The organism is Polyangium fumosum (assembly GCF_005144585.1).
GTDB classification, from domain to species: Bacteria; Myxococcota_A; Polyangia; order Polyangiales; family Polyangiaceae; genus Polyangium; species Polyangium fumosum.
Window position 1 is genome coordinate 1 of the sequence record NZ_SSMQ01000039.1, and the last position, 22,009, is coordinate 22,009.

Annotated in this window: 15 protein-coding genes; 5 read left to right on the plus strand and 10 right to left on the minus strand. The window is 69.8% G+C overall.

From position 1 onward, the window contains the following. The first annotated feature begins 295 nt into the window (after positions 1–295). Both E8A74_RS30780 and E8A74_RS30785 read left to right on the plus strand, forming a co-directional pair. Entirely contained in the window at positions 296–1,051 is a 756-nt protein-coding gene (locus E8A74_RS30780) for a DUF6585 family protein (protein ID WP_136932679.1), read from the plus strand. 55 nt (positions 1,052–1,106) lie between these two features. Continuing rightward, positions 1,107–2,684 (plus strand): NHL repeat-containing protein, encoded by a 1,578-nt coding sequence (locus E8A74_RS30785; protein WP_136932680.1) that lies wholly within the window; start codon positions 1,107–1,109, stop codon positions 2,682–2,684. Between the two features lie 718 nt (positions 2,685–3,402). On the opposite strand, the gene E8A74_RS30790 is transcribed toward E8A74_RS30785, so the two are convergent. From E8A74_RS30790 to E8A74_RS30800, 3 genes are all read right to left on the minus strand, one after another. After that, positions 3,403–5,925, minus strand: coding sequence for an FG-GAP repeat domain-containing protein (locus E8A74_RS30790; RefSeq protein ID WP_136932681.1), 2,523 nt, complete (start codon positions 5,923–5,925; stop codon positions 3,403–3,405). A 51-nt stretch (positions 5,926–5,976) separates the two neighbouring features. Continuing rightward, positions 5,977–9,093 carry an FAD-dependent oxidoreductase gene (locus E8A74_RS30795; RefSeq protein ID WP_136932682.1) on the minus strand — a complete coding sequence of 1,039 codons (3,117 nt, stop codon included), beginning with the start codon at positions 9,091–9,093 and terminating at the stop codon, positions 5,977–5,979. Positions 9,094–9,260: 167 nt separating this feature from the next. Then, complete coding sequence (locus E8A74_RS30800) at positions 9,261–10,148, minus strand: 5'-3' exonuclease (RefSeq protein WP_136932683.1); 888 nt, start codon at positions 10,146–10,148, stop codon at positions 9,261–9,263. 285 nt (positions 10,149–10,433) lie between these two features. Here E8A74_RS30800 and E8A74_RS30805 point away from each other — a divergent pair, with 285 nt between their 5' ends. Beyond that, positions 10,434–12,782: an ATP-binding protein gene (locus E8A74_RS30805; RefSeq protein ID WP_170229496.1), complete on the plus strand. Its 2,349-nt coding sequence runs from the start codon at positions 10,434–10,436 to the stop codon at positions 12,780–12,782. A 6-nt stretch (positions 12,783–12,788) separates the two neighbouring features. On the opposite strand, the gene hflX is transcribed toward E8A74_RS30805, so the two are convergent. Continuing rightward, positions 12,789–14,168, minus strand: a complete 1,380-nt coding sequence (hflX, locus tag E8A74_RS30810) for a GTPase HflX (protein ID WP_136932685.1) — start codon at positions 14,166–14,168, stop codon at positions 12,789–12,791. Between the two features lie 86 nt (positions 14,169–14,254). Next, on the minus strand, positions 14,255–15,052 hold the full coding sequence (locus E8A74_RS30815) for a M90 family metallopeptidase (RefSeq protein ID WP_232379827.1): 798 nt from the start codon (positions 15,050–15,052) through the stop codon (positions 14,255–14,257). A 104-nt stretch (positions 15,053–15,156) separates the two neighbouring features. Here E8A74_RS30815 and E8A74_RS30820 point away from each other — a divergent pair, with 104 nt between their 5' ends. Further along, positions 15,157–15,927 carry a hypothetical protein gene (locus E8A74_RS30820; protein ID WP_136932686.1) on the plus strand — a complete coding sequence of 257 codons (771 nt, stop codon included), beginning with the start codon at positions 15,157–15,159 and terminating at the stop codon, positions 15,925–15,927. 240 nt (positions 15,928–16,167) lie between these two features. Here the strand turns inward: E8A74_RS30820 and E8A74_RS30825 are convergent, their stop codons facing one another. The 3 genes from E8A74_RS30825 to E8A74_RS30835 all read right to left on the minus strand — a co-directional run bounded on the left by E8A74_RS30825 (position 16,168) and on the right by E8A74_RS30835 (position 18,762). Next, positions 16,168–16,677 (minus strand): cupin domain-containing protein, encoded by a 510-nt coding sequence (locus E8A74_RS30825; protein WP_170229497.1) that lies wholly within the window; start codon positions 16,675–16,677, stop codon positions 16,168–16,170. A 74-nt stretch (positions 16,678–16,751) separates the two neighbouring features. Next, the gene (locus E8A74_RS30830; RefSeq protein WP_136932688.1) at positions 16,752–17,531 is read right to left on the minus strand and encodes a Uma2 family endonuclease; all 780 of its coding nucleotides are present in this window, start codon (positions 17,529–17,531) and stop codon (positions 16,752–16,754) included. A gap of 112 nt (positions 17,532–17,643) precedes the next feature. Then, positions 17,644–18,762, minus strand: coding sequence for an SMP-30/gluconolactonase/LRE family protein (locus E8A74_RS30835; protein WP_136932689.1), 1,119 nt, complete (start codon positions 18,760–18,762; stop codon positions 17,644–17,646). Between the two features lie 452 nt (positions 18,763–19,214). Here E8A74_RS30835 and E8A74_RS30840 point away from each other — a divergent pair, with 452 nt between their 5' ends. Then, positions 19,215–19,748, plus strand: coding sequence for a methylated-DNA--[protein]-cysteine S-methyltransferase (locus E8A74_RS30840; RefSeq protein ID WP_170229498.1), 534 nt, complete (start codon positions 19,215–19,217; stop codon positions 19,746–19,748). Between the two features lie 398 nt (positions 19,749–20,146). Here E8A74_RS30840 and E8A74_RS30845 read toward each other — a convergent pair whose 3' ends face one another. Next, positions 20,147–20,704 carry a hypothetical protein gene (locus E8A74_RS30845; RefSeq protein WP_136932691.1) on the minus strand — a complete coding sequence of 186 codons (558 nt, stop codon included), beginning with the start codon at positions 20,702–20,704 and terminating at the stop codon, positions 20,147–20,149. Positions 20,705–20,835: 131 nt separating this feature from the next. Then, a complete protein-coding gene (locus E8A74_RS30850; protein WP_136932692.1) occupies positions 20,836–21,984 on the minus strand; it encodes a citrate synthase in 1,149 nt (382 codons plus the stop codon). Positions 21,985–22,009 lie beyond the last annotated feature (25 nt).

The window sequence follows — 22,009 nt, forward strand, 5'->3', positions numbered from 1 at the left end:
CCGCATGCCCGAACTCCTCCTGTGCCCACGCTTCCGCCGACGAGGCCACCTCTGCATCCAACATCTCCCTCGCTAAATGTCGTCAGAGGGGGGGAATGTACCGATCGGAGATGGGACCAATGCTCAGCCCCCCGCGGGGTCCGGGGCAGCGCCCCGGCGCGACGGCTCCCCAACGAAACCCATGCGATGGTAACTACGCATCGACCATCCCGACGGCGCTGATGCGCCCTGCCCCAGGAGACCCGCGCGAATGGCGCATCCGTATCGCCGAGACAGCAGTCCCCCCGAGACACCGATGCGACGCTCGGCGGAGGACCGGCTCGGCAAGCTTCGCTCGGTCCACCGCGCCACCCGGCGGGGCGTCGTTGTGCCCCTCGTGTTCGCCATGGGCCTGCTCGTTTTGGCCAGCTTCTTGGGCGCCACGGCGGACGGCTTGCGCGGGCTCCTCCTCTCGCTGCCTTTCAGCCTCGCTTGCTTCGCCTTGCTGGCCATCCCTGCCCTGCGCCGCCGGGGCCTCTGCATTGAGGTCCACGATGGCGGCCTTGTCGTCCTTCAGGGGCGTGCTCGTGCCGTCGTCGTCTTCGAGGACGTCGACGAGATCTGGCTCGTGCTCGACCGGCGCTCGTCGCCGGCTGGGGACATGGCGATCATCTGCGCGGTGCGGCTCGTCGAGCACGGCGGCGCTGAGCATACGGTTCCGCTCGATGTCGAGCTTGGGTACGAGATCACGCGGCACATCGTCCGTCACTGCTCCCTGCCGCTCGCGGCTGACGCGGAGCAGGCGCTGCGCGCGGGAGAGACGCTCACCTTCGGAAAGGTGCGTATCGACGCCGAGGCCATCCTCCTGGGCGAGAGCCGCGCGGCGTGGAAAGACCTGCGGCTCGTCCGGATGCAGCCCGGCAGGATTGCGTTCTTTCGAGGACAGACCTTGATTCCATGGCGCACGATCTCCCTCGACAAGGTCCCGCATCCCACCGTGTTCATGAGCCTCGTGCGCGCCTGCGCGACCCGAATCGAGGACGACGATCCCCTCGGCGCGTACACGAAATGACCCCATGACCCAATCTTGATTTCCCCGCCCTCCGCGGCTCTGTACCATGAGCGCCATGCGGGCGTTTTCCTTGGCTTGCTTCGCGGCGATCAGCGTCTCCGCCCTTGGGGCCTGCAAGGCCGTCGTCACCTCCGCATCCGGCTCGCCGGATGCCGGCGCCGGAGCGTCCGGCGGTTCCGGCCCGGCGCCTTGCCCCGCCGAAGGGTGCGATCCGCCCGTTCCGACGGCGTGCACGCCCGGCGAGAGCATTCCCTGTTACGACGGGCCCGCGGGCACGATCGGTGTCGGCCGCTGTCGCAGCGGGCTCGCCACCTGCGCTGCCGACGGCTCGGGATACGGCATCTGCGTGGGGCAGGTGCAGCCGCGCGCGGAGATCTGCGGCACCACGAGCGACGACGATTGCGACGGCGTCACGCTCCCGTGCACCGAAGTGCCCGCGTGGTTCCTCGCATTCGAGGGGAGCACGCAGACGTCCCAGCCGCTTCGCGTCACCTTCGATCGTGATGGCGACCTGCTCGTCGCCGCCTACTTCCCCGATCCGTCGATCCACGATTTTGCGTTGATCAAAGTCGACCCCTGGGGCACCGAGCTCGCGCGGCTCTCCCTCGGCAGCTTCGACCTGCGGTTCGCCGCCGCGCCCGACGGTGGGCTCGTGGTTGCGAGCAGCGACAACAACGGTTTCTCGGGCGAGCTCCGCATCCGTCGCTACGACGCCGCCTGGCAGCCCGTATTCGATCGGACCTTCTCGGCCGGGCCGGCGTGGCCCTCGGCGATCGACGTCGACGCCGAGGGCAACACCGTCCTCGCCGGCGCGTTCACCGGCTTCGTCCAATTCGGCGAGCTCTCGATCGGCCCCGCATACGGAAACACCCCGGACACGTTCGTCGCCTCGTTTGATCCCGCCGGCAACGTGCGCTGGGCCAAGCGCGTCATCGAAGGCGCGACCGGCGAGCCGCAGGGCATTCAGACCGTATCCATGGATGCGCTCGGGAACGCCGTGCTCGTGGGCGCCGGGTCGCCGAACGCCGTCGTCGATTTCGGGGCCGGCCCCGTGAGCGTCGCCGCAGGAGGCTTCGCCGACGTCCTTTTGGCCAAGCTCGATCCCGCCGGAGCCCCGCTCTGGGTCCAACGCTTCAACGGCAATCCAATGACGGACAACATCCGGGGACGGCTCGATGCGCAAGGCCATGTCTACATCGTCGGAAACACGGGGGATGGACTCGATTTCGGCGGCGGCCCCCTCGGCAGCCAGGGCGGGTTCGCGGCGGTCTTCGATCCGGCGGGGAACTACGTACGCAGCTTCGACGTGAACTCGAGCGGCGGATGGATCAACGATTTCGCCATCGATGCAGCAGGGAACATCGTTCTCGCGGCCGCCATGCACGGGGGCATGGGGACGTACGACGACCAAGCGCACCTGTCGCGCTGGAGCCCCGACGGCGAGCTGCTCACATCTCAGGACTTCGGCGACGCAGATGTGCAGGAAGCCGGCGGTCTCGTGCTGGACGCCGCCGGCAACCCCTCCTTCGTGGGTTACTCCTGCGGGACCATCGATGTCGGGACAGGCCCCCACCCCAACACGAGCACGGACACCTCCTGCAACGTCTTCCTGGCGCGGACCCTGATGCCCTGATCGAGCGCCAAAAAGCGTGGCCACCGGGCGCCGAACGCCCTGCCCCCCCGCAACATCACGATCGCTCCCCGCGGATGCCCTCCTGCAGCGCCGCAACCCGCCCCCCGTCCGCGCGGCCGCCGACCTCCGGCGCCGCGAACCCGCCACGCCCAGGCGCATCCCCCACCCTGCGGCGCCGCAAGCAGCCCTCCGCGCTCACCCACCGCCGATCGACAGCACCGCAGCTCGCAACCCCCACGCCGGAGGCGCCGACCTGCAGCGCCGCAAGTCCCGCTCCACGAGCCCGTTTCCCATCCTGCAGCGCCGCAGGTCCCCAAGCGCGCTCTGCTCCCTCCATCCTGCGGTGCTGCACGCGTCGCGCCGGGGCGCTGCCCCGGACCCCGCGGGGGCTGTCCGCCCCTCGACCCGGACCAGGCACGGCCTGGACCGAGGTGGGAGAACTGCGCGGAGCGCAGTTCTCCCCACGGGCCGGTGGCAAGACCATGGAGGTGGGTTCCAAGCCGGCGACGGGCACGCTGCCGGCTGAACCTGCGGCGCTGTGGCCTTGGTGGGCAGGGTCGCCTGTGGTCTTGCCACTGGCTGTTCGAGGAACTGCGCGGAGCGCAGTTCCTCGACCCCGGGTCCAGCGCCTCGCTGGTCCGGGTCCAGGGGTGGACAACCCCTGGTGGGGCCTGGGGCAACGCCCCAGCTCCGCGCCCCAGATAAGACCACTCCGGCCTCAAGCTGGCGGCTTGCAGAACACGCCGACGATGGTCCCGAGGTTGTTTCCGGGTTTGCATTCGGCGTATGCGCCGTCGTCGTTTGGGATGACGGTCACGTCTACCTTCTGTGATTCGATCGTGGGGGGCATGCTCCAGTTGCAGGAGACGAGCCGGCATTCGCCGGGCTCGAGGACTTCGGTCGTCTTTGCCTCGCAGACCTTCATTTGCCCGACGTAGAAGCCGACCGAGAGGCCTGCGCCGACGGGATCGGCGCCGCGGTTGCAGATGGGGGCTCCGATCTCTGCGCCCTGACCGCTGCATGCGAATTGTGCGCTTGCGCCTGCGGTGGGATCGCCTGTGGCCGCGCCGTTTGCGTTTCCCGGGACGTTCTGGCGGAAGTTGTTCAGCTTGGGGTCGTCCCAGTTGTTCGTCCAGGCGCTCGTCTTCGGGAGGGTCCCGTCTTCGTTGACGTGCGTCACGGCATAGGGGTGCTGGTTCCAGATCGTCCGCGAGCGGACCCATTTGTCGTTCGCGTCCGAGTACACGCGGATCCCGGAGACGCCGTGTGGGTGGCCGGCGCGGCACGTATTGCCCGTGCCGGGCGTGTCGGCGGGCGGGGGCGCGCAAAGGAAGCCCTCCTCGATGCAGGCGGCGTCGTCCTGGGCCGCGCAGCATTGCTTTGTCTCGGAGCACCGGCAGAACCCGGCGTCGCAGACGCCGGAGAGGCAATCGACTGCTTTCTCGCAGCGGACGCCCGGGAACTGCGGGTCGACGCCGTTCGCGTCGAGCGTCTGGCATGGGATGCCCGTCCCGTCGGGCGAGCAGGCTTTGTTCGAGGGCGTGACGAGATCTGCGCGGAAGTTGCCGTCGACGTCGGCGATGATGGGGTTTTCGTACCAGGTGCACGACGAGCGGTACTGGCTGAAGAGGACGTCGCCCGTGTCCCCGTCGTACACGCGGACGAAACATTCGTCGCCGTAGACGACCTCGCTCGACCCGTCGGCCTCGAAATCGAAGACGCTCGAGCCTGTGACGTTCGACGAGAGGTCCTGCGTGGAGCGCGACCAGAGGATGTACTGGCCCGCGGGGCACGTGCCGCCCGTGTAGTCGCAGCGACCGAGGCTGCATTGCCCGCCCGGCCGCGGGGACGCGCCGCAATCGAGATCGTAGATCGTGTAAAACGCCTGCCCGGCGACCGCCACCTCGGGGAGCCCATCGCCGTCGAAATCGCTGACCGTGGGGGGACCGCCGCCGCCATTCCCGGGGACGGCCACGGGCGGCTGCGCGAGCGTGCCGTCGATCGCGTAGATCATCACCAGGTTCGACCGCACGACCACGATCTCGGGATTTTTCGCGGGAATGCCCTCGCCGCCGTAGGCGCCGAAGTCGGCGATGGCCACGTGCCCCGGCGCCGAGGACGAGAGGCCTGGGAAGTAGGTCTCCGGGACCCACGCGCCGCCGGCCCATTCCCAGATGAAATGGCCGTTCGTGAACTCGATGTTCGGGTCCTGATCGAGGTTCGCCACCACGGAGAAGAGGCCCGCGGAGTAACTCGAATAGAGGGGCGGGGCGCCCGACGCGAGCGAGCCGTCGGCGCGGAGGACGGCGCCCTCGCGCAGGATCTCGGGCTTGCCGTCGTCGTCGATGTCGTGGATGGCGGGCCCGGCCCAGCCCACGGGACAGCGATGCTGGTTGAAATCGCAGGGGCCCCCCGGGATGCCGGCCTGATAAGGAGCCTTCCAGAACAATCCCCAGGCGCCGGACTTTTTCGTGAACGCGAGCGTCGAGCCGTCCGCCCCGTACGCGACGATCTCGGCCACGCCGTCGCCGTCGAGATCACCCGACGCGAGCGAGGACGACGAGACGACCCAATCCGCCACGCCGTCGCCGTCCACGTCGGTGCCGCCGAGGTTCGCCTCGAGCGAACAGTCCTTGCCGCTGAGCACGCGGATCACACCTTGATCCTCGGTGTAATTCGCGATCACGGTCGGCGTGAACGCCGCGACGATGCTCGGCGGGCCCGCGGCCGCGGGCTTGTGGAAGTTCGTCACGATCGGCGTGCCCTGCACGTCGACGTGGCCCGGGAACGGATCGCCGTCGGGCGCCGTGCTGAACTCGCATTTGACGCGCGGCGAAAACTGGCCGGCGGCGATGACGTTGATGCACGTCGGATCCTTCGGCGGCGACGCGCTCTCCCACGGCACGCATTGCTTGAGCATGGGCTCGCAATACGTGTCGTTCTTGCAATCCGCGTCGTTCGTGCAGCCGGTCACCGGCACGCAGACGCCGTGCGAGCAGACCTGCGTCGTCGACTCGCACGTCGGGTCACACGTCCCCGGAAACCCGCCGCCCTGCGCCGAGCCGACGGTGAACGTCCCGCCATCCCCGCCCTGCCCGCCCGAGCCCGGGCCCCCCGTCGCCCCCGAGCCGCCCCCGCCCGTATTCGAGCCGTCGCCGCACCCCTCCGCCAGCGCAGACAGGGCGAGCGCGAAAAGGCCCGCCGCGGCGAGCCAGCGACCTTGTACCGATCTCCTTCTCATTCGTTCCCTCCTCGGGAGCATTCGTGGGAGGGAGAGAATACCGGAATCGGCTCAATAATAATACACTTGTACCACGTGCAGCGCGACGAGCACGGGCAGCGGCCAGAACACGATGAGGTGCGCGCGCGAGGAGAGGAGACGCCGATCACGCGCCTTCACCGCGCCCCATCGATTCGAGATCGACGTCACCACGCCCGCGATCGCGCCGAGCACGCACACGGCGAGGAAATCAATCGAGAGCACCAGATTCAGGTGATGGCCGAGCCGGAGGCCCGTGTGGACGACGAGCGCGAAGATCGTCGAGGCGCCGATCACCCCGTGGATCGCCCGGAACATGGGCACGTCGAGCCACGTGAATTTCCTCCAGCGCTTTCGTAGCGAAAGCACGAGGCTCACGACGCAGAGCCCGAGCAGCACGTAGCCGGACACCTGCTTGAACGTGTCGTCCGTGAGCATGCGCGCAGGGCCGAGCCGGCCCGCGATCGTCGTCGGCACCGGGATCGGCCGCGACGCGACCGCCACGGCCGACAGGAGGAACGCGCCGATCGACGCCACGAGCAGCGGCCGGATCCCCGGCTCGGGCGGCACCGACTCCTTGCCGCGCGACACGACCGACGTGCCGGCCGCGGCCTTCTGCTGCTCGGCGGGCGGGAGCATGCCGACCCGCTTGGGCGGCACCCAGCTCCGACGCGCCTGCACGTAGCCGTAATCGTAGACGCCCTCGTCGAGCGACCGGAACGCGGCCTCCGCCTCCTCGGCGTACTCGTCCTCCGCGTCGTCTTCCTCGACCCCGTCGTTGATCGCGGGATCCTCGAAGAACGCCGGGAGCGGCGGCAGCGGCGTGATCTGCAGGTCCTCGACCGCGCGCGCCGGCTCCTCGGAGAGCAGCGCCGGCGCGCGATCAGACGAAAGGCCGACCTCGGCCTCGTCCTCGGGGAGCGCGGGCGGCGCGAGCGCGCGGATCGCCGCTTCGAGGCCCTCGGCGTACGCGGAGGGCGTGGGCGGGCGGGAGGACGGGCGCGGCTTGAGCCCGGCGGACGGGCGCGAGGCGGGCGGGCGCGACGATGGCATGCGCCGGCTGCTCGGCGCGCTGCCGTCGGAGGTCTCGCGGAACGTGGGCTCGGGCGCGAACGCAGCCGCCGCCTCGGCGCCGAAGTCCGCGAGCCCGGGCGCGATCTCCATGAGCGGCAGGGTCTTCCGTCGCACGCGGCCGCCGCTCGACGGCGGGCTGCCCGGCATCACGATGTTCATCACGGTCGACGAGCGCGGCACCGCGCCTGGGAACGTGGGCCTGCGCTGCGAGACCGGCGCGGGCGTCATCGTGCGGCGCGACGTGGGCGCCCGATCCTTGCGCAACGCCGGGCGCTCGCCCATCCGCACGGACGCCGCGGGCACCGCGACGGGGAGCGCGCCGTTCTCGTCCACGCCGAGCAGCTCCGCGATGAGCGGCTTGCACGAGCCGCAGACCGTGCCTGCGCCCGTCTTGCTGCAGAGCGCCTCGACCGACCCGCAGCCCTCGACGATCGCCAGGCTGAGCGCGCCGCGCGTGACGCGCATGCAGCCGCAGACGACCGCCTCGTCCGCCCACTCGGTGACCTTCTTCGACTCCTCCTTCGCGAAGAGGTTGCCCGTCGAGCGGAAGCGCCGCATGTCGAAGAACGACATCGGCACGGGCGAGGTGAGCGCGTCGCGGATGCGATCGAGGTTCTCCCAGTCGCCCACGGTGACCGCGCCGATGAGCTTTCCTTGGCGCGTCACGAGCTTGCGGTAGACGCCGCCGGTCGTGTAGCGCAGCGCCGACGAGAGCGGCTTCGTGTCGCCGTCGTACTCGCCGAGCGCGGCGACCGTGACGCCGAGCAGCTTGAGCTTCGCGGACTGATCGGCCCCCTTGAACTCCGCGTTCTCGCCGAGCAGGTTCGCCACCAGGACGGTGACCATCTGGTAGCCGGGCGCGACGAGGCCGTACGTGATGCCGCCGTGGGACGCGCACTCGCCGATCGCGAAGATCTGCTCGTCCGACGTCTGCAGCCGATCGTCGACGAGGATCCCGCCGTTCGCCGCGCACGTGATGCCCGCGGCCTTCGCGATGTCGCCGCGCGGGCGGATGCCGGTGGACACGATGATCATGTCGACGGCGAGGATCTTCCCGTCCTCGAACTCCATCACGAGCCGCTCGGTCTCGTCTTCGAGCCCCTCGTCCTCGGGCTCGTCCGCGACCTCCTTCGGCTCGTCGGCTTCCTCCAGAGGGTCGTCGTCGACGGGCGGGGCGAAGCGGTACGGGCCGGCGTTGCCGGGGGCGAGCTCGCCGGGCGTCAGCGACATGAGCGTCTTGCGCGCCTGCCGCTTCGCTTGCCTCTCGGCCTCTTGCTCGGCCTTCTTCTTCGCCGCGAGGTGCTCCTTCGTGGAGAGCACGCTCTTGATCTTCTTGCCGACCTGGATCTTGACGCCGAGCTCTTCGATCTTCTCCTTGAGCACCACGGCGCCCTGCGCGTCGAGCTGCCGCGGCATGAGGCCGGGCGCGACCTCGATGACCTGCACCTCGATCGGGTGCAGCCTCCGCCCGAGGTCGTAGATCGCCTTCGCCGCTTCGAGGCCGAGCAAGCCGCCGCCGATCACGGCGACGCGCAGCGACCCCTCGACGTGCGCCTCGATGTTGTAGACGTCGTCGAAGGTCCGGTAGACGAAGACGCCCCGGCGGAGCCGCTTCGATCCGTCCTCGGCCTTGATGTGCATGCCCTCGATGGGCGGCACGAAGGGCTCGGAGCCCGTGGCGAAGACGAGGCGGTTGTAGGGGACGCGACGGCCCGAGTACGACTCGACGAAGCTGTGCTCGCGATCGACGTAGACGATCGGATCGTCGAGGTAGAGGTCGATGCCGTGCGACTCGTACCAGTCCTCTTCCGCGAGGATCAGGCTCTCGCCGTCGCGGCCGCCGAAGATGTCGGTGAGGTGCACGCGGTCGTAGGCGGGGAAGCGCTCCTCGCCGAAGACCACGATGCGAATCGACTGGTTGACCCCGTTCTCGACGAGCTTCTGGCAGAGCCGATAGCTCACCATCCCATTGCCGATGATGACCAGCGTCTGCCGGTCGTCATCGACAAGAGGCTCGTCGGCATCGGGGAACCCCCCTGCCTTTCCGTCGTACGTGCCCCCCAATCCGGACGTCACCGGCCTCGGTTCTACACCAGGCTCGGGGCGGCGGGCACCTTCTCGACGGCTCGGCCGGAAGGGCCCGCAAAATTCGAGCGCTCGGCGTCACGCACCCCACGTGTCCGACGAACCACCACGGGCCCTTCGCACCCGACAGGCCCTTCACGCCCGACGGGCCCGCGCGCTCAGTCGCGCCAGCGCGTCACCCGCTTGACGAGGTCGGGCATCCCGAGCTCCGCGCAGAGCGCCCGGAGCTCCGGCCTCGCCCCCCGGTACGCGAGGTCCTCGAAGCCCTCGGTCAACGGGACGTCGGTCCGGAGCGTGGCGAGCTGCTTGAAGAGGCGCGCCTCGTCTTCCCGGGCGGCGAGGGTCGCGGCGAGCTTCTCGGCGCCCCGCACCTTGAAGCCCCACGCGGAGGCCTCGCGTGGGATGCGCTCGATCGTGCCGAACACGGAGAGCACCGCGGCGGCCGACTTCTCCCCCCACCCGGGCAATCCGGGATATCCATCCGCCGCGTCCCCGACGAGCGCCAAGAAATCCGGGATGGAGGCGGGCGTCACGCCGAACTTCTTGGCCACCCCGTCCGCGTCGAGGACGGCGTTGTCGTTTTTCCGGTCGAGCATGACGACGCGGGTGCCGTCGACGCACTGCGCGAGATCCTTGTCGACCGAGGCAATCAGGACCTGCCCCGCCTCGTTCGAGAAGCGCGCGGCGGCCGCGGCGATCGCGTCGTCGGCCTCGAATTCGATCATGGGCCAGACCACGAGCCCGAGCGCGCGCATGGCGTCCTCGGCCAGGCCGAACTGCGAGGCGAGCTCCTCGGGCAGGCCGTCGCCGGTCTTGTATCCGGCGTACAGGTCGTTGCGGAACGAGCGAACGACGTGGTCCGTGGCACAAGCGATATGCGTCGCGTCCCGCGTGAGGACCATCAACGTCGAGAGCAGCCCGCGAACGGCGCCGACCTCGCGGCCGTCGGGAGCCTTGCGGGACGGCTGCGCGAAGTAGGCGCGGAAGAGCTCGTACGTCGCGTCCACGAGGTGGAGGCGCGGGCGGTCGGGTTCGGCTTGGCGCATGGATTTGGAATGGGGAATACGGGTCGGTGACGTCCGAAAGGGCGCGTATCCTACGGCGCCGAGCGCGGGCTGGGAAGACGTCGGTTTGCCCACTCGGGCGGGCCCTGAATCGCGGATACGAGCATTCCCGCAGCGCGCGCACGCGCCGCAGGAATCTCCAGCGTTTTCCGTGGTGTCGACCCGCCATTTTGCGCGCGGCGCGCGTGCGCGTCGACCTTTCCTTCGACCTTTGGCTCGTGCGTAGATGGCCTCCGGGGCGAAGCGCGCCTCGGGGGCGTGGGACGAATGGGTTCGATCGAGGCGCGGCACCCAGCCCGGAGCCGCGGACGAAAGCTCGCCGGGCTCGGCGTGGGCCTCGCCCTCGTGGCCGTCCTCTTCGGCGTCCGGCGAGGGTTCGAGGCGCTCCTCGGAGGCCACGCGCGGATCGTCGAGCTCGTCGTGGTCGCCGTGCTCCTCGGCGCGATCTGCGATCGATTCTGGAGCGCCCTCGCCCGCGCGCAGAGCCGCAACGCGGAGCTCACGCGCCGCGTCGACGAGCGGACACGCGCGCTCGAGCAGACCGAGGGCGCGCGCACGGCCGAGATCGAGTCGCTGCTCGCCCACGTCCCGTTCGCGTTCGCGTTCTTCGACCACGCGTGCCGCTACCTGCTCGTCAACCCGGCGCTCGCGCGGATGAATGGTTTGCCCACGAAGGAACACCACGGCCGCTCGATCCAGGAGGTCGTCCCGGAGTTCGTCCCGCTGGTGGAGCCGCTGCTCCACAAGGTCTTCGCGACGGGCGAGCGCCTCGAAAGCGTCGAGATCCGGGCCGCGTCCAAGGAGCGCCCCGAGGAGATGCGCGATTGGCTCCTCCACCTGTTCCCCGTGTTCGCGCCGGACGGCGCCGTCGCCTCGGCCGGCGCCTTGATCGTGGACATCACCGAGCGCAAGCGCGCCGATCGGATGGAGATGGAGGTCCGCGCGGCCCACGCGCGCGCCGAGCAGAGCCTGTCGAAGCTCGAAGCGATCCTCGGGAGCATGGCCGAAGCGGTGCTCGTGAGCGACGCGGCGGGCAACTTCGTCTCCCTCGACCCGTCCGCGCGAAACCTCTCCGACGGCGGGCTCCGCACGGACGGGCGGCACCTCTCCGCGGCCATCGGCATGAACCTGCGCGACTTCGTCGGCAAGACCACGCTCTCGACGCTCGACGGGCGCGAGCTGCCCCTCGAAGAGTGGCCCATCTCCAGGGCGATCCGAGGGGAGGTGTTCAGCGACGTGGATCTGCGCCTGCGTCGCGTGACGGGCGAGGAGATGCTCGTCCGCTACGCCGGCCGCGCCGTGCGCGACGCGCGAGGGAACGTCGAGCTCGGCGTCGTGACGATGCGCGACGTGACCCGCGAGCTGCGCGCCGCGGAGGAGCGCGAGGCGCTGCTCGCGAGCGAGCGCGCGGCCCGCGCCGAGGCCCAGCGCGCGAGCCGGCTCAAGGACGAGTTCCTGGCGACGGTCTCGCACGAGCTGCGCACGCCGCTCACGGCCATCGTGGGCTGGTCGCAGATCCTGCAAAAGCCCGACCCCGCCCCCGCGACGATGGCGCGTGGCCTCGAGGTCATCGACCGCAACACGCGGCTGCTGACGCAGCTCATCTCGGATTTGCTCGACGTCGGCCGCATCGTGAGCGGCAAGCTCAAGCTCGACGTGTCGTCCGTGGATCTCGAAGCCGTGATCGACGCGGCGCTCGAATCGGTGCGCCACGCGGCGGAGGCGAAGAGCATCACGCTCTCGCGATGCAAAGGCGCGCGCGACAGGACGTTGCTCGGCGATCCGGGGCGCATCCAGCAGATCGTGTGGAACCTCCTGTCGAACGCCATCAAGTTCACGCCACGCGGCGGGGTCGTCGAGGTCTCGTGCACGAGCCACGAGGCGCACGTGGAGATCGCGGTGAAGGACACGGGGCAAGGGATCCCGCCGGAGTTCTTGCCGCACGTCTTCGAGCGCTTCCGCCAGGCCGACGCCTCGGCCGCGCGCCAGCACGGAGGCCTCGGCCTCGGGCTCGCCATCGTCCGGCACCTCGCGGAGCTGCACGGAGGGCGCGTGCGCGCCGAGAGCGAAGGGCCGGGCAAAGGAGCGCGTTTCGTGGTGGATCTGCCCATCACGCCGCGCGCGGACGAGGCCGAGCCGAACGCGCCCACCACGCGGGTCTCGAGCCCCGAGAGCGCGCGGTCGTCCCTCGTGAGCGTGCACGATCTCTCGGGCGCGCGTGTGCTCGTGGTCGATGACGAGCCGGACACGCGCGAGCTCGTGCGACGCCTGCTCGAAGAGCACGGCGCCGAGGTCGTGTCCGCGGCGAGCGCGGAGGAGGCGCTCGCGCTCGTCACGGCGCGGCCCATCGACGTGCTCGTGAGTGATCTCGGCATGCCGGGCATGGATGGATTCGCTTTGATCCGCGAGGTTCGCAGCGGCCGCAGGCTCGACGCATCACGCCTGCCCGCCGTCGCGCTCACCGCGTTCGTGCGCCCCGAAGACCGGCGCCGGGCGCTCGCCTCGGGCTACCAGGCGCACATCGAGAAGCCGATCGATCCGATGGAGCTCATCGCGGCCGTGGGAGCCCTCTCCCTCGGCCGCAAAGGCGGCCTCAGCGAGCCGAAGGGCGCCTGAGGCGGCTCACTTCTCGACGAGGCTCTGGAGCCGCGCGAGCGCCGCGGGCTCGGCGCGGAGCACGAGGTGCGCGCCGGATTCGTCGTACGTCTCGGAGAGGACCTTCGCGTGCTCGTACACCTCGCTCACGAGGGCCTGCTTCGAGTACGGGACGATGAGCTCGCCGGGCACCATGAGCGCGTCGAAGAAGTCGATGAGGATCTGCCGCAGGCGCGTGATGTCCGCCGGATCCTTGGCCGACATCAGGATCGCCTCGGGGAACTCGCGCAGGAGGATCGTGCGGTCCTCCTCGGCGACCCGATCGACCTTGTTCAGCACGAGCTTGTAGGGCACGCCTTCCGCGCCGATCTCTTCGAGCGTCGAGCGCGTCACGTCGAGCTGGCTGCGGAACGTGGGGTCCGAGGCGTCCGCGACGTAGAGCAGGAGCGAGGCTTCGAGCGCCTCGTCGAGCGTCGAGCGGAACGAGGCCACGAGGTCGTGCGGCAGCTTCTTGATGAAGCCGACCGTGTCCGAGACGAGGATCCGGGGTTTGATCTCGGGGTGCAGCGCGCGCACCGTGGTGTCGAGCGTCGCGAAGAGCTTGTCCATCACGTACACGTCGCTGCCCGTGAGCGCGCGCATGAGCGACGACTTGCCCGCGTTCGTGTAGCCCACGAGCGCGACGCGGCGCGCGTTCTGCCGAAGCGCGCGGCGCGTGGCCTGTTCGCGCTGGATGCCATCAATCTCCCTGCGCAGTTCGGCGATGCGATCGCGGATCTTGCGCCGATCGAGCTCGAGCTGGCTCTCGCCCGCGCCGCGGCCGCGTTGCCGATCGCCGCCGCCGCTCGACTCCCGCATCCGCGGGGCGACGTAGTTGAGCCGCGCGATCTCCACCTCGAGCCGCGCCTCGCGGCTGCGCGCGTGACGGTGGAAAATCTCGATGATCACGCCGCTGCGATCGAGCACCTCGACGCCCGTGCACTTCTCCAGGTTGCGGAGCTGGCTCGGCGAGAGGTCGTGATCAACGACGACGAGCGTCGGCGTCTTGGACGCGTGCACGACGCCCGCGTCATCGCCCGTGTCCTCGTCGTCGCCCGGGGCGCTCTCCGGCGCCTCCTCGGGCTCGTCCTCGTCGTCGCGCTTCTGCCCGGGCTTCTTGAAGCGCATGCCGGCGGGGCCGGGCCCGCCCGTGATCTCGGCGAGCACGCGGAGCTTCCCTTCCCCGAGCACCGCGCCCTTCGAAACGTTCGAGCGGCGCTGCGACACCGTCGCGACGACGTCGTAGCCGAGCGTGTTCACGAGCCGCCCGAGCTCGGCCATATCGGCCTCGTGATCCACGTCGGCGACGGTTGCGAGCTGGACCGCGACGAGCACGGCGGCGGGACGATCAGTTCCGGTTTTGGACATAGAGGATGCGATTCGATCGAGGGAGCGGGCTCCCGCGCCCTCCTAGCACGGCGAGGGCAGGCGCGGAGGGCTTTGCAGGGGACGTTTCAACGCGAGGGGTGGCCGAGCTCGGCGGGATCCTGCTGGTAGAAGCCGCGCATCTGCTCGTAGAGCGCGGGGTGCTTGGCCCGGAGGGCGCGCGGCCGCTCGAAAAAGGCTTCCGTCACGACGGCGAAGAACTCGGCCGGGTTCTTCGCGCCGTAGGTATCGATGACCGTGCGGTCCCCCGACGCGACGTCCCGCAAGAGCCCCTCGTACGCCGCGCCGAGCACGCGCGCCCACGGCCCATACGCCGCGCGCCGCGAGAGCACGGGGGCGCCGTCGGCCGCGCCGTCCTCGGTGTCGAGCTGGTGCGCGAACTCATGCAGGACGACGTTGTGACCGTCGCGCACGTCGGCCGCGCCGTGGAGCACTGCGTCCCAGGCCAGCACGACCATGCCCCTGCCCCACGACTCGCCGAGCCTCGTCTCTTCGTCCTCGACGACGATGCCGCCCTCGACCGTCCGCGGACGTTTGTCGACATACGTGCTCGGATAGACCAGGACGACCTCGAGATCCGGGTAGACGTCGCTCTCGCGGTTGAGGAGCAGGACGCAGGCCTGGGCCGCGATCGTCACGCGGATCTCGTCGTCGACGTCGAGCCCGCGGCAGCCCTCGAATCGCTTCTCGTCGAGGAAAATCTGCACGAGGCCGCGGAGCTCGTCCTGGTCTTCGGGCGAGAGCCTACCGAAGTAGGGCACGTTCTCCGTGAGGATGACCTCCCACGCGGGCGGAAAGGGGCGCCCCCGGACAGCGTTGCGCCGTCGTTCCTTGAAGAAGCCGAGCATCAGCGAGGAGGATGCCATGATTTCGGGATCGGGAAGAACTTGAAATGGGCCATCTCGTGATATTCATGCTATGTTGAAGGGTCGAGACGTCCGGCGTTCGCCGGGCAGCGCGGAGGAATCCAATGGCTTATCGCCTCGTGCAGCGTGGAGAGGGAGAGCAGCGGCCGCTCCTCGTTCTTTATCTGGTGGGCGCGCACGTCGACGCCGATCTGCGGGCCGCCCTCGGGCCCGAGGCGAGCATCGCGGCGTACGACGATGCCACGGGCGAGCCATTGCCGCAGACGGTGGCGCGCGTCGCGGCCACCACGGGCGCGTCCGTCGGCGACGTCATCCTCGCGGGTTTCTCCGCGGGCTGTCAGGCCGTGCGCCGCGAGCTCATCGCGGGCCGTGATCCCTCGGGCGTGCTCGCGATCGACGGCACACACGGGGATCTGCCGCCGGCCGACTGGCAACTCGCGCCGTGGCGAGCGCTCGCCGAGCGGGCGCGGCGCAAGGAGCGGCTCTTCGTGGCGACGTGCACGCAAAATACGTACGTCGAGACGGATCTCCCGAAGGCGAAGCGGTACAGCGCGACCGTCTCCGTGCTGCGGCTCGCGTTGGGCTTCACGCTCGTGCCTTCAGCAGCGCCGGAAGGCGAGCACGACGGCGCGCTTCACGGCTACAGCTACGAGAGCGCACGGACAGACGCCGAAGCGCACATCCGGCAGCAACGCCTGGTGCTGCCCGACGTCCTGCGCCGCCACGTGCAGCCCTGGCTCGCCGCGCGGAAGACGGAGCTTCGGCCCGAGGAGCGCGCGATGGCGCAAGCCGCAGTCGCGCTCTCACTCGACCGCCTGGCGCGATCCGAAGGTTCGGGCCAGCAACACGAATCCGTGCCCCCGCCAAGCGCCTGAGCGATCCCGCAAGGGTCTCGTCTGGGAGCCGCTGCGCTGGGGCGTCGCCCCCGGCCCCAGGAGGGGGCTGTCCGCCCCCTCCACCCCGGACCAGCGCAAGCGCTGGACGCAGGGTCGATGAACTGCGCAATGCGCAGTTCATCGAACGAGCCGCGGCAAGGCGGGCAACGATCCTGTCAACCAGAACCGCGGCGCGTCCTGGTGTTGCTCGCGGTCACGCCGGAATGACGCGGGCGAAGGTCACGGCTTTTTGGCGTCGACCATGATTCGATCCTTCGGATCGAACTTCGATGAAAACGTCGAAACGACCACGGTCACGCCGGGCCCTTCGTGCACGTAGGAATGCACGGCGCCGCGGGGAATGACCTGCACATCGCCTGCCTTCACCACGCGCGATTGCCCCTCCACGGAGAAGGTTCCGCTGCCCTCCAGGATCACGACGAGCTCGTCGTGATCGGCATGGTAATGCAGCGGCACGGTCCCGCGGGTCTGGATCACGTTGACCGTGTGATCGGCATTCTCGAAGAGCGGGACGAGCTTGGTCTTCTCGTCCGGCCCGATCGGGTTTTTCTCGACGATCTCGCGGGCATTGCCCATAAAAAACGCATTTCGGTCCGCGTGCGGAGGCGCGGCCGCAGCGGCCGTACCCACGGGCGCCGCGGGGGCCGGCTCCGCGCACCGCTCCTGGGTGGATGCGCAGGCGGACAGGACGAACAGGGACGTCGCAGCGAGCAGGGCGATCGGGGTCATAGGGGGAAACGGCGCGCGCATGGTGCGCCGAGCGTACCAAAAGGTCCCGGGCGGGGTCGAGCGCCCGGCAGACGTCAACGCCGCAGGCGTTCGAGCTCCGCGCGCATCCGGGCAAGCTCGAGCTCGAGGTTCCGGCGGGCCACACGCTCCGCGTCGAGCGTCTCCCGCGCCGCGAGCTCCGCCTCGCGTGCCTCCTCGGCCTTGCGCTCCGCGTTGCGCGCCGCCTCCTGCGCGGCCTCGGCCTCCGTCGGGAACAGCTCCTCCCCCTCGGCGTCCACGGCCAGGCGAAGCCGCATGGCATCACCTCCACCGACCGCGCGCAGCATGCAGCCAAGCACCTCGCTCCAGACCCGATCCGCGTTCGTCGCCTCGACGACCACGAGCTTGCCGCGCTCGTCGCGCCGATGGACGCGGAAACGTGTGCGGCCCGAGCGGACATCGACGTAGGGATCAAAAACCACGAGCTCACGCGTGCCGAGCTCGTCGTGCCGCTGCGGGGACTGGGAGACGTCCTTGTTCTCGTCTTCCTCGGCGATGATCTCGAGCGCAAAGCTCGGCGCGACGCCCGTCTGCCAGACCTTCCAGCACCGCGGGGCCACGTCGGACGGGAGACCCGGCATCACGTACACGTCGGGCGCCACCACGGCCTTCGCGTTGCCCTTGATCCAGTAGATGAACTGGTCGGCCCCTACGAAGGCGAGGATGCCTCGTTCGGCGAGGAACCGCGCGATCAAGGGGCGAAGCAGCTCGGTCATGAGGCGCTGGAGAGCGCTTTCACCCATGTCGTCGAACGCGGGATAAAACGTGGGATCGTCCGGATCCTCCGCCCCGAGCCGCCACGCCGCGCTGCCCATGAGGGGAGAGGTTAGCACGGCCGCTGACCCAGGGGAAGGGCATGCGGCCCCGTATCACGCGTGTGCCCGAGGACCAAGAAAAACGTTTTTCCGCGGAGGGTTTGTCTTGCCGTCAGGGCAGATTCGGCTTCGGCGGGTGGTTCTTGTAGCCCCGATCCTTCACGTCGACCTCGACCACGGCGAAACGATCGAGCAGGCCGCTGGGGATCGCCTGGTTCGTCACGAAGAGCCCGCCCTTGCCGTCGAACGCCATGTGCGCCGGCCCATCGAGGGGGATCTCGTCGTTCGTGGCCGAAGCGAATCGGCCGAGCTCGCCTCCCGTGGGCTTCACGACCGCGATCTCGCTCGTGATGGAAAGGGCCACGAAGAGCTCTCCGTCCTCGCCGAGGCCCAGGCCCGAAGGCGCCTCGAAATTCGGAAAGACGTGCACGAGCGTGATGTCGCCTTCGTTCGGCGCAGGAACGCGCCGGATCTTATAAATGCGGCCCTCCCACGGCGCGTCGGCCGAGAAGCCCACGGTCACGTAGAGGCTCTTGCCGTCGGCGCTGACGAGGATCCCCCGCGCGCCCTGGAGGTCGTAGTATCCGGCGAGTTTCGCGCTCTGGAGCCAGATCTCAGGTGCACCGCCGCCGGGCGGGATCCGATAAATCGTGGCCTGGGCAGCGTCGGTCACGTAGGCATGACCGTCCTTGGCGAACGTGATGTCGCTGGGCATCGGCGGCATTTCGTAGACATTGGGCGCGCAAAGGTCGCTGGAATCGCCCGGCGCGCAGGAGGTGAGGTCGGGAAAGGGGCCGGCATACACCGTTTGTTTCCATTTTCCGAACTTCTTGTCCGTGAGCCGCAGGACGCCGAGCTGGGAGCTCACGGCATACAGGCGCCCATCCGCGTCGACCGTGAGGCCCGTGAGCGCGTGGGGCGCGGCGAGGTCCTCCCCCTGGATGGAGATCGTCTCGAGGTGCTCCCCGGTCTTCCCATGGAACACCGCGATCTCGGAGGGAGCCCCGCCCGCGTCGACGCCGAGCGCAGGGCCAGAGACGTACACGCGGCTCTTCCGCAGGACGATCCCGTCCGGGTACCCCGGCAGCTCCGCCACACGCGCGAGAAAATCACCACAATGCTTGGGCGCGGCCGAAGGCGATTGCGTCTGGAGGACCAGGGCAACCGCCGCCGCCGCGCCGATCAAAGATCCGATACGATTCCCACCCCGCCAAACCCTGGATCGCGTCATGCACGCCCTCCCTTGAAAGCTCGATCGGCACCCTGCGCGCCGTCCTCGGACCCTCGAAAAGAGTCCAGCATGGACCTCGAATGCTGAGGAATTCGATGGCCCCTCGCCATCAGGGAATTCCGGGAATACCCGACGTCCCTACACCCGACGATATACATCCCACGGCGGGAATGTGGAAGCATGCCCCATACCGAGAAACGCATGGGTCCAGGACGGAGTTCGAAAAGGCCCCGGGCAGAAAATGATTCCCGTCGAGGAACACCGTGAAGACAGACGCGCAAAGACGAGCGGCAGCCCAAGGGACGCGCGTACGGCCCCCGTACGCACGCGCACGGCAATGACGCGGACGGACCAGCGAGCCCATGGAGCGACGCCCTGCATCCCCCGGTGACCAGGTCCGGCAGCGAGAGCGTCGTGGACACTGCGTCCAGGGTTTGGTAGGAACAACCATTATGGACGGATTGGGGTTCGAGCCCTTCGACACACCACTCGGTCGCGTGGTCGTGGCCTGGAGTCCGAGAGGCATCTTCGCGCTCGCACTGCCAAGCGAACGAGAGGAGGAGACCATCACATGGATCACAGCGATCGCGCCCGGCGCCGTGCGCGTAGCCCCGCCCGCGTGGGTCCAGGACGTGATGCACCTCGTCGCCGCGCACCTCGGCGGCGCCCCCCAAGATTTTTCAAAGGTTCCCCTCGACCTCGAGCGCGTGTCACCGTTTTACCGGGCCGTCTACCAAGCCGCACAGGACATCCCGCCCGGCCAAACCGTCACCTACGGCGAGCTCGCCGCGCGCCTCGGCAAATCCCGCGCAGCCGCCCGCGCCGTCGGGCAAGCGCTCGCCAAAAACCCAATCCCGATCGTCGTGCCCTGCCACCGAATCCTAGGCGCCGCCGGAGCCGCCGTGGGGTTCTCCGCGCCAGGCGGCGTGCAGACGAAAGCACGGCTCCTCGCACTGGAAGGTGCGCGCGTGCCGCGGGCTCGGTAGCCCTCCCCCCGTCGGGCTATGCGCAGGGCGTCGCGCCGGGGCGCTGCCCCGGGCCCCGCGGGGGCTGTCCGCCCCTCGACCCGGACCAGGCACGGCCTGGACCGAGGGTGGAAGAACTGCGCGATGCGCAGTTCTTCCAACGGGCCGGTGGCAAGACCATGGAGGTGGGTTCCAAGCTGGCGACGGGCACGTTGCCGGTAGAACCCGCAGCGCCGCGGTCTTGGCTGGAAGGGTCGTCGTCGGTCTTGACCCCGGCTGTTCGATGAACTGCGCTCCGCGCAGTTCATCGACCCCGGTCCAGGCCGTGCCTGGTCCGGGTCCAGGGGTGGACAACCCCTGGTGGGGCCTGGGGCAAAGCCCCAGCTCCGCGCCCCCGAGACAGGGGCGTCGGCCGACGTTCAGGCCGGATGTGCTGTGCCGTTGAGCTCCGAGGGCTCGGGGGGGTCCTCGCTGCTCATCGTCGAGGGCCCGAGCTCCATGACGGGCGGCGCTGCCGGCGTCGCGTCGGGTGATGCGTCTGCCGGCGTCGCGTCCGTCGGCTCGGCGGCCGGCTCGGCGCTCGCCGCCTTTGCCTTCGGCGGGCGGCCGCGGCGCTTCGGCGTGTCCCCATTGGCCTCCCGGGAAGGCCCGGGCGGCGAGGACGTCGCGCCCGCGATCCGCGCGACCGAGTCCACCTTCGACCGAATGTCGGGGTGATCGTCGGCGTAGACGCGCGCATAGGCGAGCGCCTTTTGGGTCTTGCTCGACAGGGTCTCCTCGCTGTCCCGCAGCGCCGTGCGTGCTGCTTCGAGGGCCGCCTCCGCCTTGACCACGGCCTCGGTGTGGGTCCGGACCTCGGTGACCACCTGCTCGAGGATCGCCCGATCGACGCCGGGGAAGCTCACATGCGAGAGCTCGTTCGCGAACAGGTCCATGAGGGCCTGGACCGAAGGAGGAATGGGATCTGCCACGTCCATCGTCGTCTCCGTTTGCCGTTGCGGGGCCGGGGCGCGCGCCCGGACCCTGCGCGATCCGCTCGGGCGGGTCGCTACCCCAGGTCGTGGCTGCTGTCTAGATGTACAGTGGCGGATCGATGGCGAGGGGGGGTTCAGGCTGCCGGAACGGGCCCGACGTACCGCGATGCCGGCCGGATGAGGCGCCCCGCTCGCCGCTGCTCCTCGACGTGCGCGCACCAGCCTGCCGCCCGCCCCACCGCGAAGGTCGGCGTGAAGAGCTCGCGCGGCAGGCCCACCGCGTCGAGCAGCACGGCCGTGTAGAACTCGACGTTCGCCTTGAGCGGCCGATCCGGGTGGCGCTCGGCGAGCAGCGCTTCGGCTGCGCGCTCGGTTGCCCGCGCGAGCGCGAGGCGCGCGCCCACGCTCCCGTCGCGCTCGAGCTCGCCGATGGCCCGCTCGAGCACCGCTGCCCGCGGGTCCCGCACCCGGTAGATCCGGTGCCCCATGCCCATGATGCGCCGGCCTGCCGCGAGCTCGGCTGCGACCCATGCCGCGGCGCGTGAGGGCTCGCCGATCCCGTCGAGCATGTCGAGCACGGGCCCTGGCGCTCCGCCGTGCAGCGGCCCCTTGAGCGCGCCGATGGCCGCGACGATCGCCGACACCCGATCCGAGCCCGTCGAGGCCACGACCCGCGCGGTGAACGTCGAGGCGTTCATCCCGTGATCGGCCACGGTCACGAGGTAGGCGTCGAGTGCCCGTGCGGCGGCTTCGGGCGCTGCCGCGCCGCGCACCATCCGCAGGAAGTCCGCCGCGTGCCCGCGTGCCTTGTCCGGGGCGATCGGCGCGTCCCCTGCCCGCCGCCGCGCCCACGCCGCCGCGAACGTCGCGACCGCGCCCGTGACGCGGGCAAGCTCGATCCACGCAGGGCCCTCCGCCGCACGCCACGCCGCGCGCGCCCCGAAATGCGCCACGGCCGCCATGAGCGCTGCGCTTCCATCCTCGCCGACGAGCGTCTCGCCGAGCGACGGGATCTGCTCGAACGCGAGCGCGCGTCCCTCGGCGAGCGCGTCCGCGAGCGCGCCCCGGGTCGCCGCGTCTGGGAGCGCGCCCGTCCAGAGCAGCCCGCAGAGATCCTCGAAGCCGACCCGGCCCGCGAGCGCCTCGATGTCGTATCCGCCCACGACGAGCCTGCCCCGCTCGCCGTCGACCTCGCTCAAGGCCGTATCCGCCACGACGACTCCATCGAGCCCGCTCGCCTTCGTGGCCCCGTTTCGCGCCCCGTTCTGCGTTGCTTGGTCCATCGTTTCCTCCTTGGTTGATGCTATC